Genomic DNA, 13,482 nt, shown 5'->3' on the forward strand with positions numbered 1-13,482 from the left:
ACTCCAACCACATTATGAATTAAGCTTATTTCTCAAGTTCTTTTAATGCTGCAAGAACCCTTTCCGGACGGGCAGGGATACGTGTAATACGTGCACCTGTCGCATTAAAGATTGCATTCAGGATTGCAGGATGTGGAGCATCCAGTGGAGCCTCACCACAACCGGCTGCACCGTAAGGACCACTTGGGCGATATGTTTCATTGAAATGAAGTTCAATATCATCCGGAGCATCCTTTGGATATGGAATACCACAATTCTTCAAAGTGGTGTCATGGTTCAAATCTTCAAAATCTTCCGAAAGAGCAAGACCGATACCCTGTACAAGACCACCATAGAAATTACCTTCTACAAGAAGTCTGTTCATGATCGTACCTACGTCAGCTACGCAAGTAAATTTCTCAACGGTAACTTTACCTGTTTCTGTATTAACAGCAACTTCCGGCAGGAAGATAGTATACATATAAGTTGCAAATGGATCGCCCTGTGCGGTATCCTGATCGATCGGATGATCTGCACAGAATGTAGTTACCCAGTTACCTTCATATTTTGTTGCAAGCCCTTCTGCTACCATCTCATCATAAGTACGGAATGTTCCGTCTTCTTTCTTCATTGCTGCTACAAGATTTTCTGCAGCCAGACGACATGCATTACCTGACATAACCTGTGAACGTGATCCTCCTGCAGGTCCTGCATTCGGACATGTCTTCGTATCATTCATAACCAGTTTAATCTGTTCCGGTCTGATTCCTGCCTGACGCAGTGTTTCATGAGATGATACAAGAACACCCATATCAGCACCCTGTCCGTGATCTTCCCACGCAGAATACATCGTAACGGTTCCATCCGGATTTAATTCTGCAAATGCATTTGATGTATCAACACCATCAAGACCACAGCCGTATACACCAAGGGATACACCGATACCATATTTCATCTTTCCGTCAGAAGCTGCATTCTTTTCGGCAACACGTTTCTTCGCCGCTTCATACAATGGACGTGCTTTCTTAAACAGATCTTCCTCACAATATACCTCCGGTGGATAACCTGTCGGGATGGTAGTGCCCTCTGATTCTTTATAGCAGTTCATTTCACGGATATCAAACGGATCGATTCCCATCTTAGCTGCCAGCACGTCAATTGCAATCTCAGATCCCATATAGGACTGTGGTGAACCATAAGCGCGGAATGCAGAGCCCCATGCATGGTTTGTAAATACGGTTGTTGATTTATTACGAATAGAATTAATTCCATAACCTGCGCCTGTAAACTGGGAAAGTCTCATTGTAAGCAGGTCACCGAATTCTGAGTATGGACCATGATCCACATAGTTATTGCCCCAGAGTGCAAGAAGCTTACCGTTTTCATCTGCTGCAAGCTTGATATTCATAAATGCAGGAGATCTCTTTCCTGTATAAGTAATGTTCTGGAACTGATTAAATACCAGCGATACCGGACGTTCCAGAATCTTAACAGCTGCACCGATCAAAGCCTCATTTGTCGGTGAGAACTTGTAACCAAATGTTCCGCCTGCATGGTTCTGAACAAGTCTTAAGTTTTCCATTGGTACACCGATACCATCTGCGATCATAGGCATATGAAGATGTATACCGATAGATTTGGAATGCACTGTTATCATACCGTCTTCATCAATATATCCATAGCCACAGTCCGGTTCAAGGTGAAGATGTGGCTGACGTGAGCAGTAAGATTCAATCTCAACCTGCTGGGAATCTGGTATACTATCCCAGTCAAAATCAGGACCTTTGATACAATTTGTTTCAAAGAATGCATTTGGAATACCAGGATGAATATCTGCTGCATCAGGTGCAATTGCATCCATTGCGTTCATGTATGCAGGAAGCTCTTCAATCTCAACCTTTACTGCATCAGCAGCTGCACGGGCATGTTCTTCTGTATCCGCAGCTACAATCGCAATTGCATCGCCAAACTGGAAGATCTTTTCATCACAAAGTACCGGACGTTCAAAACCGTCTGTCTTATTGTGTTTTGGAAGCATTACGAGTCCATTGATCTTGTTGGTTCCACCTGCTGCCTTTATGTCTTTTGCAGTAATCACACGTACAACACCCGGCATACTTTCTGCTTCTGTTGTATCAATGCTAAGAATATTTGCATGAGAAACCTTTGCCTGTGTAAGAGCAAGACGAAGTGTTCCTGAAGGCATCTTTAACGCATCATCTGCACCAAAGTCCCAGGTACCTGTTACCTTCTGTGCTGCTGACGGACGGATATAGTTTGTTCCAACAATAGAATCCCCTGTCTGTTTGAACACAAGGTCTTCCTTTGTCATCTCACCGCGCATAACTGCTGCTGCAGCCATAGTAGCATCGATCAGCGGCTTATAGCCTGTACAACGGCAGAGATTACGCTGTTTGTTAAACCAGTCTCTTACCTCTTCACGGGTAGGGCTTGGATTATTATCCAGAAGCACTTTTGCGGAAATAATAAAGCCCGGTGAACAGAAACCGCACTGTGCACATCCATATGCCATCCATGCAACCTGGATCGGATGCATATCAGAAAGTGTTCCCACACCCTCAATGGTTGTGATCTCTGCATGGTCGGGAACACGGCTCATCTTATAGATACAGGATCTTGTAACTTTTCCGTTCATAATAACATTACAGGCTCCGCAATGGCCTTCCCCACAGCCGATCTTACATCCTGTAAGAAGAAGATGATTACGGAGAACCTGTGCCAGTGTCTCGTCCTTATCAAGAATAAGGATCCTCTCGACACCATTGATCTTCAATGTCTTTTTAATCATGCTGCATCCCTCCTATAGAAAATATAAGCTTCAATGTTATTGATCTTCGGGCTTATGTGTTCCGCATGGATCATGATCCGCACCCTTGCCTGTCAGATCTTTGAGTCTTTCCATTCCTCGGGCAGAATAGAAAACAATGGAAGAACTGCTCCCGTCCAGATTCTCACCGCTAAGCTTCAGAACATTCGCATTCTCGTAATAATCGATTGGAAGCGTCCGGCTGTATTCCACTCCCGTGCGTTCATCTCTTACCTGTATGGTAACTTCCTTTGCGGTAATTTCAAAAACCTCATCCATAGAAAAGTTCTCCTGTTTACGTCATTTTGTATATATTCATACTATCATATTCTTGCACAATTATGCAAATTGCAAATAATTAAAACTTGGCTATTTTCGCACTATTTTAAGTTTTTTCTTATGTTTTATTTAAAATTTTCACTATTTTTCTGTTTTATATGGTATAATATTATTAATTTTACACAATATTTCTCAAGGAGGTGGCAGTCATGCAGACAGGTGCGCTCATCGTTGCCGCAGGGAAATCCTCGCGAATGGGAGACTTTAAACCCATGCTTCAGCTTGGATCTATTTCCATTGCACAGCGCGTGATCAACAATTTCCGGCAGGCCGGAATCTCTAAAATAGTTGTAGTGACAGGATACAGGGCAGATGTTTTGGAACGTCACCTTGCTTCCAATAATGTAATCTTTCTTCGAAATGAAGATTATGCATCAACTCATATGTTTGATTCTGTCCGGATCGGACTGGAATATCTGAAAGATAAAGTTGACACGGTACTCTTTACGCCTGTGGATGTTCCACTGTTTACGGCCCGGACAGTCACGCAGATGCTCTCTCTGGGTTATCCCCTTGTAACTCCGGTCTGTGACGGTAATCCCGGCCATCCGCTTCTGATCCGTTCCACACTTATTGATTCCATCTTAAGTGATGACGGCAGCTCAGGTCTTGAAGGTGCTGTAGGAAACTGCGGCACACCCATGTACTTTCTGAATGTAGATGATCCAGGTATCATTCACGATGCTGATACACCGGAGGATTATGCTGAACTTCTTCGCGCCCATAACCAGAGTCTCATCCGTTCAGAAATACATATTCTGCTGGCAAAGGAAAAAGTATTCTTTGATGAGCAGCTTTATTCGCTTCTCACACTGATCCAGGAAACAGGATCTGTCCGCGATGCCTGTGAGCACATGCACATTTCCTACTCCACCAGCTGGAACCTGATCCGTACCTTGGAATCACAGCTCCATGAACCACTGGTCAGCAGAAGTCAGGGCGGTGTAAACGGAAGTCACAGCGAACTGACTCCGTACGGTGAAGAATTTCTGAAACGATATGCTCGTTTTTCAGAAGAAACTCGTAACTGTTCAGAAAAAATATTTGAAAACTGTTTCAGAGGATTTTTTAATGCGTGACCTTTATCTGGTCCGGCATGGAAAACCACAGTATCCGGATGAACATTCTTACTGTGTGGGACAGACAGATTTCTCTCTATCCATGCTTGGACACTTGCAGGCAGTCCTTCTTGATGAAGAATTGTCCGATAAAATATCAAGGATATACTGCAGTCCTTTGTTAAGAGCTGTTGAGACAGCAGGCCATATGGCACCTGAGCTTCCACATATAATTGTTTCTGATCTGTCAGAACGAAATCTGGGAGAATGGGATGGCCTTTCTTTTGATAAAATACGCCAGAGATGGCCGGACATTTATAAAGCCCGTGAAAATAACCCTGATCATCCGATCCCGGGAGCAGAAACTCCTGCTGCATCTGGTTTTCGTTTTTCGCAGGCAGTTCATAAGATTCTTTGCGCTTCTGAAGGTGATATTGCAGTGGTAGCTCATACAGATGTAATCTCTTCTTATATATATGCATTACATTCCGGTATGTACAGCAGGCAGCGGTTTCGTCTTCCCTGTGGCTCTTACTATCATCTGGAAGTGAATGAAAGAAATAATATTTCTTTCTCTGATCCCAATTATATACTGCCTCATCCTGAATTAAATGACGGGCTATGCTTCAGGCTTCGCAATGCGGTTTCTCTGCCCCGTCATGTACAGGCTCACAGTGATGCTGTTACTGAACTTGCCTGTTGTTTATGCAATATGTTGGAATCCAATGGTTATATCTTTGATCAGAAGCTTGTTCGCTCCGGTGCACTTCTGCATGATATTGCCAGACTTCAGAGGCATCACACCAAAACAGGCGGTGAACTTTTCTTACAGTTAGGTTATCCTGAGATCAGCCAGATTATTTCACAGCACCATGGTCTGCTGGAAACCAAGCTGGATGAAGCAGCTATTGTATTTCTGGCTGATAAACTGATTCAGGAAACACAACGTGTAACCATAGAAAAAAGATTTGCCGACAGCATGAGTAAATGCAAAAGTCCGGAAGCTTGCAAAGCTCATGAGCAGCAGTTAGAACAAGCCCGCAAACTGCAGGACATGATACAGTCGCTCTGCCATATCACGCTTTAGTCCAGGCAGACATACACAACTGGAGCAGAAAAATCACTTAATTTAGTTAGGAGGTATTTTATTATATGAGAACATTATTTCAGACAATAAAACAACAATTCCTAGAGGAAAACGATCTTGTACTTGTTTCCGTTACAGCATCCTCAGGGTCTACACCAAGAGGTGCCGGTTCCCGCATGCTGGTCGGAAAAAGCGGCAGAATTTCCGGAACCATCGGAGGTGGAGCTGTAGAATATCGTGCTGAATGTATGGCATTGGATATTCTTGAAAAAAAGGAATCCTGCCAGCATGAATTCCGGCTGAACCGTAAGGATGTCGAAAATATCGGTATGATCTGTGGTGGTGATGTTACCGTCTTTTTCCAGTATCTTGATCATAATGATCCGATTGTTATGGAAATCACGGAAACTGCTGAAAAATCATATGAGGAACGAAAGGATTTCTGGCTGATCTGCGATCTTCATGCAACATCCGGCATGAGTCTTTACAGCCCTTGTTATGGTCTGATCGGAAATGCTGATGTTCCTTCTTCCATATTATCATCCTTATCTGCACAGCCATTCCGCTATCGCAGTGAAGATTATGATCTGTTTTCTGAGCAGATCGGAACTTCCGGAACTGTCTATGTATTTGGCGGTGGCCATGTTTCACAGAAACTTGTACCGATACTTGCAAGCGTTGATTTTCGCTGTGTTGTCCTGGATGACCGGCCGGAATTTACAGATCCTGCTCTTTTCCCAGGAGCAGTTGAAACAATACTTTGTGATTTCAACCATCTGGAGCAGTATGTTTCTATCACAGCTTCTGATTATTGTTGCGTCATGACACGCGGACATTCCTATGATACCATTGTACAGGCACAGCTTCTCGCTACACCTGCATGCTATATAGGCGTCATTGGAAGCCGCGCAAAAAAGGCTGCTGTATTTCGCCGTCTGATTGAAGAATACAACATTAATGAACAAGATTTAAACCGTATCATCTCACCTATAGGACTGGAGATCAAAGCAGAAACACCGGCTGAAATCGCCATCTCCATCACAGGACAGATGATCCAGGTTCGTGCTGACAGAAAGGCTACATCAAAATGATGGCAAAATCAGTATATAAAACTGTAATATTTGGTGCCGGACAAATTGGACAAATGACAGCAAGACTTCTCAACAGTCCATGTCAGCTCCTGTGCTTTGCTGATAATGACCCCCATAAACACGGATCATATATTGGGAATATTCCAGTCTGTTCTCCGGATGCTGCAGCAGCACTTCTCCCGGATCTGGTCATCCTGGGAGTTCTGGATGAAGAACGGCGTAATTCTATGATAAAACAGATGGAAAACCTGGGTTATCACGGACCTTTTCGTGATCCCTCCGTCCTTCGCATGTTTGACCCACGGGTTGCTGTTATGCGTCTTTTATCTGAGCAGATCTATCAATTGGATATTCCGGGAAATGTTGCCGAACTGGGGGTTTTCCGAGGTGAATTTTCTTCCCTGATCAGTGCAGCCTTTCCAGACCGAAAAATCCATCTTTTTGATACTTTTGAGGGCTTTTCAGAAAAGGATATCACAATAGAAGCCTCCGGTAATCTGTCCCGTGCCAAAACAGGTGATTTTTCTTCTACTGATATTGACTCTGTTCTTCATGTTATGCCTGATCCTACACGTACTGTGATCCACAAAGGATGGTTTCCGGATACCTTTTCCGATGTTAGAGATGAAACTTTTTGTTTTGTATCTCTGGACGCGGATCTCTATGCTCCAACTGCTGCTGCACTTCCTCTGTTCTATGAACGCCTGGCCACCGGAGGAGTTCTCCTGATCCACGATGTGTACAGTACACAGTTTTCCGGATGTCGAAAAGCGGTCGGGGAATTCTGTCTGAAAAAACATCTGTTTGCAGATCCTGTATGCGATCTGCATGGAAGCGCAATGATCCGAAAATTATAAAAAGAAACGCCGGAACCGGTATTTACCGGAACCAGCGTTTTTTTTATTTATTGTATAGCCCTTTTCCACGTCCATGCCTAACCTTTATAAAGTTCCTTTCAGAACATTTTCCAACTGTTCATCGGACAGATCAACATGATAAAAAAGATCGAAAAATTTATGTATTTCTTCATTGATATCACATTTAATATATTCCGGATAAATCAATGCTGAGAACCATCGCATACCGATCAGGCGATTTGGTCCTGCCGGACGATCCACCCAGCTAAACGGTGCATTAGGAGTTCCATAAACCTTTTGGTCCTGTACTGCTTTTAATGAAGCATAATCAGGATTGCTCAGGATATCTTCTGCTGCAGAACTTCCACTTTTATCTGCCTTTGGTTCACCATTTACAACAATCACATCCGGATCCCATGCAAGAAGCTGTTCTGCTGAAATCTGAACACGAGATCCATCTCCCAATTCCAGATCTGCAACATTGACTGCATTGATGGCATCAAGAATCTGTGCATGCTGGGACCCTCTGGGTGCAGTTTCCAGTGAATCCTCTCCATTACCGAAGTATACACTGACTTTCTTTTCTTCTGGAATATCTGAAAGTGCATTAATATCAGTAAATACCTGCTCCGCATACTGGGCAAGCTCTTCTGCATGATCTTCTACACCAAGAAGTTCGCCCATAAAACGAAAAGCTTCCGCAGAATTATTAAGTTCGTTGTCTACTGCAACAACCGGAATTCCAAGGCTTTCTGATAACGCATCGCAATCAGAAACCATTGCATCATTAATCTTTCCACTATTAATAGCAATTGTAGGATTGGCAGCAATTACTGCTTCATAATTGACAGCATCACCCATTCCAAAATTAGGAAGATCCTGATATTTGTCCAGAATAATAGATTTCTCAACATCATTCAGTTCATAATTCCACCCAAGAAGCTTATCCGGTGCAACCATGTACAGAAAAATTGCAGCTACCGGACCTGTTGAAAAAACAGATTCAATATTTTCTGCTGCTGGGACAGTTACTTTTCTTCCTGCCATGTCTGTGATCTCACGGGTTTCAGCAGTTTCCTGCTCCGCACTCTGCGTCGGCTCTTCAGTAGCAGCTTTCGTTTCAGAATATCCTGTTAAAAGACTGACTGACATCACCAGACATATAAGCAGAGCCAAAAGTTGTCTGTGCTTTTTCATAAACTCTCTCCTTTCTTTTCTCCGCATTACTCATAATTGACGCTTATTGAAATTGACTATACAATTTTTAAGTATTATAATGTATATGCGAATAGTTTTTAAAAACAATTCGATTTTTCTGAGTATAACACCGTAAATTTGATTAGTCAAGTTACAAGGATGAATGATTATGAATCTGACAGCTAATGAAAAAAATGCCGCCGCTGCCCGGCAAAGACGATATGTTCTGCTGTTGGCGGTTATGCTGGTACTTTTGTTTATCATTATAGTACTCTCATTCTGGGTGGGATATTATCCGCTTACACCAGTGCAGGTACTAAATGCATTTTTATCAAAATTTGGTTTTAAAGGAAATATCTTACCCCAGGCAGTTACCATATTCTGGAATATCCGTCTGCCCCGTATTCTGTCTGCTTTATTTATTGGTGCCTCCCTCTCGGTAGCAGGTGCAACCTATCAGGGAATATTTCGCAATCCACTGGTATCTCCGGATATCCTTGGAGTTTCTTCCGGTGCAAGTCTTGGAGCTGCTTTTGCAATTTTAAACGGCGCTTCCAACTGGATGATTCAGCTTTCTGCTTTTGCAGGTGGTGTGGCCGCAGTAGCCGCATCCTATCTTATCAGCCGAAAATCCGCACATTCCCAGACTCTCAGTCTTGTTCTGACCGGAACTATGATCATGTCACTCTGCAATGCCGGTGTCACAATGATCAAATATGTCGCAGACCCCAATGATGTTCTCCAGCAAATTACTTTCTGGCTTATGGGCAGCTTAACCAAAACCACAACCAAATCCTTTTCCTGGAGTGTTCTTCCAATGATCATTGGATTAAGTCTGATTTTTATTTTTCGATGGCAGATCAATCTGCTGACTTTGGATGAAGAAGAAGCCAAAAGCTTAGGAATCAATGTGCGTAAATATCGTCTGATTTTTATAGTCGCTTCCACATTACTCAGCGCCGCTGCAGTCTGTCTTGGAGGATTGATCGGATGGGTCGGGCTGATGATTCCCCATCTGGCACGTGCACTGGTTGGCGTTGATTACAGAAGGCTGATACCTGCAAGTGCGATCCTTGGCGGCGGATACCTGATACTTGTTGATGATATTTCCCGTTCCCTTTTGTCCATGGAACTTCCACTTGGCGTTGTCACAAGTATCATGGGCGCCCCCTTCTTTATCTATCTTATCATCAAACGAAAGGAGCGCGCGTAATTATATGCTTCTGGAAATTGAAAATGTTTTTGGCGGTTACGGCAATGGTGATATTTTAAAGGGTATCAGCTGCAGCGCAGACTATGGTGATGTGCTTTGTCTGCTTGGCCCTAATGGTTGCGGAAAGACCACTCTGTTCCGCATGATATTAGGTTCCCTTCCTGTTTCTAATGGAAAAATAAAGATAGCCGGAAAAAATATTAGTGACTTTACAACCAAAACACTGGCAAATATGATTGCATATATTCCCCAATATCATTCCCCAGTATTTGCCTATACAGTTCTTGATATGGTAATTATGGGGCGTGCTTCTCATTTCTCCGCATTTGAAACCCCAAAAGAGCCTGATCAGGAAGCAGCTTTTGCCGCCTTGGAGAAAGTAAATGCCCTGCCTCTTGCCAACAGGAAATATACTTCCTTAAGCGGAGGACAAAGGCAATTGGTTTTAATTGCCCGTGCAATCTGTCAGTCTGCAAAAATCTTCATCATGGACGAGCCAGCCGCCAATCTGGATTATGCCAATCATCAACTTCTCATGGAAGTAATTTCAGGGCTGGCCAATCAGGGCTATTGCATTATTATGTCAACACATAGTCCTGAGCATCCCTTTTCCGTGGGAAACAAAGTTCTTCTCATGAAATCCGGAAAGGTTATGGGATTCGGCTCTCCCAAAGAAATCATTACATCTGAAACCTTACAATCTGTTTACGATATTGAAATGGATGTGATAACTACACACGACCGCTATGACCGTGAACGAACTATCTGTTTACCGGTAAATAGCTCACCAAAAGTATTTTAGGAGAAATGATACATGGACTCTATATTGGATTATTTTATTTCTCTGCAGGAATCTGAGCCTGCAGAATTACCTGAGCGGGCTATAGAAAGATGGAATAAACGTGCAGACTTTTGGGAAGACGCACGCAAAAAGAAAGAAAAAGGTGATGAACGTGTCATCAGCGCAATAAACTACCTGGATTCCAAAGGACTTCTTGAAAAAAATTATGATGTCGCAGATATTGGATGCGGTCCCGGACGGTTTGCTGCTGCATTTGCCAAATATGTACACAAAGTAGTGGGGCTGGATATTTCTGATAAAATGGTTAAACACGGAATGGAACATATCCAAAATGAAGGATTAAATAACGCTATACTCTATACATGTAATTTTCAGACATTAGATATTGATAAATCGGGGTATACGCATGCATTTGATTTGGTATTCAGTTCCATGACACCTGCAATCCACAATATGGACGGACTGATAAAATCTATGGAAATGAGCAGGGCATGGTGCTGTAATATCACGCATCTTGACAGACGAAATTCACTCAGGGAACAGATCTTACAGGAAGTATTTGGCAAACAAACAGCACCCCAATGGAATGGGCGATGGTTTTTCTCTCTTTTCAATATATTATTTCTGCTTGGATATAATCCTGAAACAAGCTATGAAAAACTCCATCGTGAAACCTGGGTAACTCCGGATGAACAATATATTGATTCCCTCATGGAGCACATGCTTCCTTCTGAAGAATATACACAGGAAAACGCAAATAAAATCATGCAATGGATTCAATCTCACTTAAACAAAGATGGGCAGATCAAGGAAATAACTGATTCCACTTATGGAAGAATTCTCTGGGATGTTCGAAACAAAACAATACGACCTGACTATAGAACTATTATAAAATGAAATGGGACTTTACTATGACTCAACATATATTTTTAACTGGTAAAAAACACATTGGAAAATCTACATTGATCCAAAAGATATTAGATGATTATAAGAAAACCTCTGATGGATTCCTGACTGTCCGCACAAAAAACTATCTGAAGGATCAGTATTCAGTTCATATGTACCATCTAAAAGAGAAGGAGCTCCCAAACGAATCTAATCTTTTGTTTTTATGCGGAAAAACAGATGAACACACTGCCGATACCTTTGATCGCCTTGGATGCAATATTCTTTCCATGTGTTCTGACTGCTCTTTAATTGTTATGGATGAGCTTGGTCCACATGAAGCAGACGCAGCTTTATTTCGGAGAAAAATCCTAAACCTTTTGGATGGGCAGACTCCCATTTTAGGGGTATTGCAAGAACCTGCAGAATCTTTCTGGCCTGAAATCGTAAATCACCCAAAGGTAGAAATCATTATAATTTCTGAAGACAATCGAAATGATTGCTCTTTACTTAATCACATTCAATATAAAATCTCATCTCCTTAATAATTACTCCCGGGGCTATGCGTTCGGAACTAACCAAAGGGTCAAGTAGCTTTGTCAAGTAAATCGAGTAGGAGAAATATCTCATCTTGTGAATGAGATATTTCGACCTCTCACACCACCGTGCGTACCGTTCGGTACACGGCGGTTCAATCAACTTAGCAAGTGACACACCTTTCGGTGTAGTAATCTAACATTGAGACTAATCCAAATGAGGCTAATCTTTTGTTGGTAATTACATAATTCAATGCCCCGCTACATACATGGGCTATCCTCGCTCCTGTGTATGCTATCGAGTATGCATCTTCTTTATTCATTCCAAGTTTTATCAGATTCTCAGCACGGTTTTGTGGTGTTTTCCAATGTTTCCAAATGCACATACGAAGTCTGTACCTGATATTACTGTCAAGTTCTTTGCAGAGTGTTTTCATACTTCCTATCTTGAAGTAGTTAATCCACCCTCTGATAAGCTGATTGAGCTTTTCCACCTTGTAGCTGTTGCTAACGCCCCAACTACGGCAAGTGAGTTTTCTCATTCTGTTCTTAAACTTCGCTACTGATTGTGCATGTGGTTTCGCCTTAAACTGATGCGCTCTTGTGTCATAGTAGAATCCAAATCCAAGGTATTTCAGTCCGCTTGGTCTGTCTACTTTGCTCTTAGTCATGTTGACCTTAAGCCCTCGCTTTTCCATTTCCTTATCAAGTTCATTGAGCATAATATTTGCCAACAACGGCGAGAGATTTCCTCCTTGCGGTGTTCCCACAATAGAATCCTCATATTCGTCGTCAATCATGATTCCGCTGACAAGATATTTCCTTATGATAGAGATAACATCTCCATCTTTAATAGTTCTGCCTATTGTAGTCATAAGCTTGTCATGGTTTACCGTGTCAAAGAACTTTTCCAAGTCAATGTCTACAATCCAATCGTTACCATCATTCATCATGTCAAGTGCTGTTAGGATTCCGGCAGGTTCATTTTAGACATCTCATTCTCATTTTCGCAACAACTTTTATTTTGCACACTCCATAATTATTGCTTCACATCTGTCATATCCAAGCTGTGAGCTGTTCAGACACAGCGTATAGTTGCTCGCTTTTCCCCATTTCTGATCCGTGTAAAAATTATAATTCGTCATACGCCTTTTATCTGTATCTGCCATCATTTTGACAGCTTCCTTCTCTTCTACATTATATAAGCCCATAATTCGCTGTGTTTTTTCCGGCATATCCCCATGGATAAATACATTCAGCACATCAGCCCTATCCTTCAGAATATAATCTGCATTTCTTCCGATAATCACACAAAATTCCTTATCAGCCAGTTCTAAAATAACCTTTCTCTGTGCATCATACACGATGTCTTCCAGTGATTTTCCTGTGATATCACGTCCGGCAAATGCATAGGCAAACAAGCCTTTTTTCGGAGATAATTCCGCATTCTTCTGAACATACTCCGGCGATAAACCAGACTTCTCTGCAATCTCATTAATGATATTTTTATCATAATAAGCAATTCCAAGTTTCTTCGCTACTTCTTCTCCGATAAAGCGTCCGCCACTTCCAAATTCTCTGCTGATCGTAATGATTCTTTTTTCCATCTCT

Annotated in this window: 12 protein-coding genes and 1 pseudogene; 8 read left to right on the forward strand and 5 right to left on the reverse strand. The window is 42.2% G+C overall.

The genetic code is table 11. The annotated features are described in order from the left end of the window. Positions 1–25: 25 nt before the first annotated feature. Entirely contained in the window at positions 26–2,788 is a 2,763-nt protein-coding gene (locus BQ7344_RS05775; RefSeq protein ID WP_072521799.1) for a molybdopterin-dependent aldehyde oxidoreductase, read from the reverse strand. A gap of 36 nt (positions 2,789–2,824) precedes the next feature. After that, entirely contained in the window at positions 2,825–3,085 is a 261-nt protein-coding gene (locus BQ7344_RS05780) for a hypothetical protein (protein WP_015542417.1), read from the reverse strand. Positions 3,086–3,294: 209 nt separating this feature from the next. Between BQ7344_RS05780 and BQ7344_RS05785 the strand changes: the two genes are divergently transcribed. From BQ7344_RS05785 to BQ7344_RS05800, 4 genes are all read left to right on the forward strand, one after another. After that, positions 3,295–4,224, forward strand: coding sequence for an NTP transferase domain-containing protein (locus BQ7344_RS05785; RefSeq protein ID WP_015542416.1), 930 nt, complete (start codon positions 3,295–3,297; stop codon positions 4,222–4,224). Next, positions 4,217–5,290, forward strand: a complete 1,074-nt coding sequence (locus BQ7344_RS05790) for a histidine phosphatase family protein (RefSeq protein WP_072521800.1) — start codon at positions 4,217–4,219, stop codon at positions 5,288–5,290. Before BQ7344_RS05785 ends, BQ7344_RS05790 begins: the two co-directional genes overlap by 8 nt. 65 nt (positions 5,291–5,355) lie before the next feature. Next, positions 5,356–6,381, forward strand: coding sequence for an XdhC family protein (locus tag BQ7344_RS05795; RefSeq protein WP_072521801.1), 1,026 nt, complete (start codon positions 5,356–5,358; stop codon positions 6,379–6,381). A 53-nt stretch (positions 6,382–6,434) separates the two neighbouring features. Further along, positions 6,435–7,238: a TylF/MycF/NovP-related O-methyltransferase gene (locus tag BQ7344_RS05800; protein WP_235816053.1), complete on the forward strand. Its 804-nt coding sequence runs from the start codon at positions 6,435–6,437 to the stop codon at positions 7,236–7,238. An 84-nt stretch (positions 7,239–7,322) separates the two neighbouring features. Here the strand turns inward: BQ7344_RS05800 and BQ7344_RS05805 are convergent, their stop codons facing one another. After that, positions 7,323–8,435, reverse strand: a complete 1,113-nt coding sequence (locus tag BQ7344_RS05805; RefSeq protein ID WP_072521803.1) for an ABC transporter substrate-binding protein — start codon at positions 8,433–8,435, stop codon at positions 7,323–7,325. A 169-nt stretch (positions 8,436–8,604) separates the two neighbouring features. Here BQ7344_RS05805 and BQ7344_RS05810 point away from each other — a divergent pair, with 169 nt between their 5' ends. The 4 genes from BQ7344_RS05810 to BQ7344_RS05825 are packed head-to-tail and all read left to right on the forward strand — an operon-like array spanning position 8,605 to position 11,880. Beyond that, positions 8,605–9,648 carry a FecCD family ABC transporter permease gene (locus tag BQ7344_RS05810; protein WP_072521804.1) on the forward strand — a complete coding sequence of 348 codons (1,044 nt, stop codon included), beginning with the start codon at positions 8,605–8,607 and terminating at the stop codon, positions 9,646–9,648. 4 nt (positions 9,649–9,652) lie between these two features. Then, a complete protein-coding gene (locus tag BQ7344_RS05815) occupies positions 9,653–10,450 on the forward strand; it encodes an ABC transporter ATP-binding protein (RefSeq protein WP_072521805.1) in 798 nt (265 codons plus the stop codon). Between the two features lie 12 nt (positions 10,451–10,462). Beyond that, on the forward strand, positions 10,463–11,347 hold the full coding sequence (locus tag BQ7344_RS05820) for a class I SAM-dependent methyltransferase (protein WP_015542409.1): 885 nt from the start codon (positions 10,463–10,465) through the stop codon (positions 11,345–11,347). After that, positions 11,344–11,880 carry a nucleoside-triphosphatase gene (locus tag BQ7344_RS05825; RefSeq protein WP_015542408.1) on the forward strand — a complete coding sequence of 179 codons (537 nt, stop codon included), beginning with the start codon at positions 11,344–11,346 and terminating at the stop codon, positions 11,878–11,880. Before BQ7344_RS05820 ends, BQ7344_RS05825 begins: the two co-directional genes overlap by 4 nt. Positions 11,881–12,035: 155 nt before the next feature. Here the strand turns inward: BQ7344_RS05825 and BQ7344_RS05830 are convergent. Both BQ7344_RS05830 and BQ7344_RS05835 read right to left on the reverse strand, forming a co-directional pair. After that, positions 12,036–12,842, reverse strand: a pseudogene (locus BQ7344_RS05830) (group II intron maturase-specific domain-containing protein); the annotation flags it as partial. A 48-nt stretch (positions 12,843–12,890) separates the two neighbouring features. Further along, entirely contained in the window at positions 12,891–13,478 is a 588-nt protein-coding gene (locus BQ7344_RS05835) for a cytidylate kinase-like family protein (protein WP_072521807.1), read from the reverse strand. Positions 13,479–13,482: the final 4 nt, after the last annotated feature.

It is taken from the genome of Blautia sp. Marseille-P3087 (genome assembly GCF_900120195.1).
Taxonomy (GTDB): Bacteria; Bacillota; Clostridia; order Lachnospirales; family Lachnospiraceae; genus Blautia_A.

Coding starts and splice junctions, on each gene's coding strand:
- BQ7344_RS05775 (WP_072521799.1), bottom strand. CDS start 2,788: ATGATTAAAAAGACATTGAAGATCAATGGTGTCGAGAGGATCCTTATT.
- BQ7344_RS05780 (WP_015542417.1), bottom strand. CDS start 3,085: ATGGATGAGGTTTTTGAAATTACCGCAAAGGAAGTTACCATACAGGTA.
- BQ7344_RS05785 (WP_015542416.1), top strand. CDS start 3,295: ATGCAGACAGGTGCGCTCATCGTTGCCGCAGGGAAATCCTCGCGAATG.
- BQ7344_RS05790 (WP_072521800.1), top strand. CDS start 4,217: ATGCGTGACCTTTATCTGGTCCGGCATGGAAAACCACAGTATCCGGAT.
- BQ7344_RS05795 (WP_072521801.1), top strand. CDS start 5,356: ATGAGAACATTATTTCAGACAATAAAACAACAATTCCTAGAGGAAAAC.
- BQ7344_RS05800 (WP_235816053.1), top strand. CDS start 6,435: ATGACAGCAAGACTTCTCAACAGTCCATGTCAGCTCCTGTGCTTTGCT.
- BQ7344_RS05805 (WP_072521803.1), bottom strand. CDS start 8,435: ATGAAAAAGCACAGACAACTTTTGGCTCTGCTTATATGTCTGGTGATG.
- BQ7344_RS05810 (WP_072521804.1), top strand. CDS start 8,605: ATGAATCTGACAGCTAATGAAAAAAATGCCGCCGCTGCCCGGCAAAGA.
- BQ7344_RS05815 (WP_072521805.1), top strand. CDS start 9,653: ATGCTTCTGGAAATTGAAAATGTTTTTGGCGGTTACGGCAATGGTGAT.
- BQ7344_RS05820 (WP_015542409.1), top strand. CDS start 10,463: ATGGACTCTATATTGGATTATTTTATTTCTCTGCAGGAATCTGAGCCT.
- BQ7344_RS05825 (WP_015542408.1), top strand. CDS start 11,344: ATGAAATGGGACTTTACTATGACTCAACATATATTTTTAACTGGTAAA.
- BQ7344_RS05835 (WP_072521807.1), bottom strand. CDS start 13,478: ATGGAAAAAAGAATCATTACGATCAGCAGAGAATTTGGAAGTGGCGGA.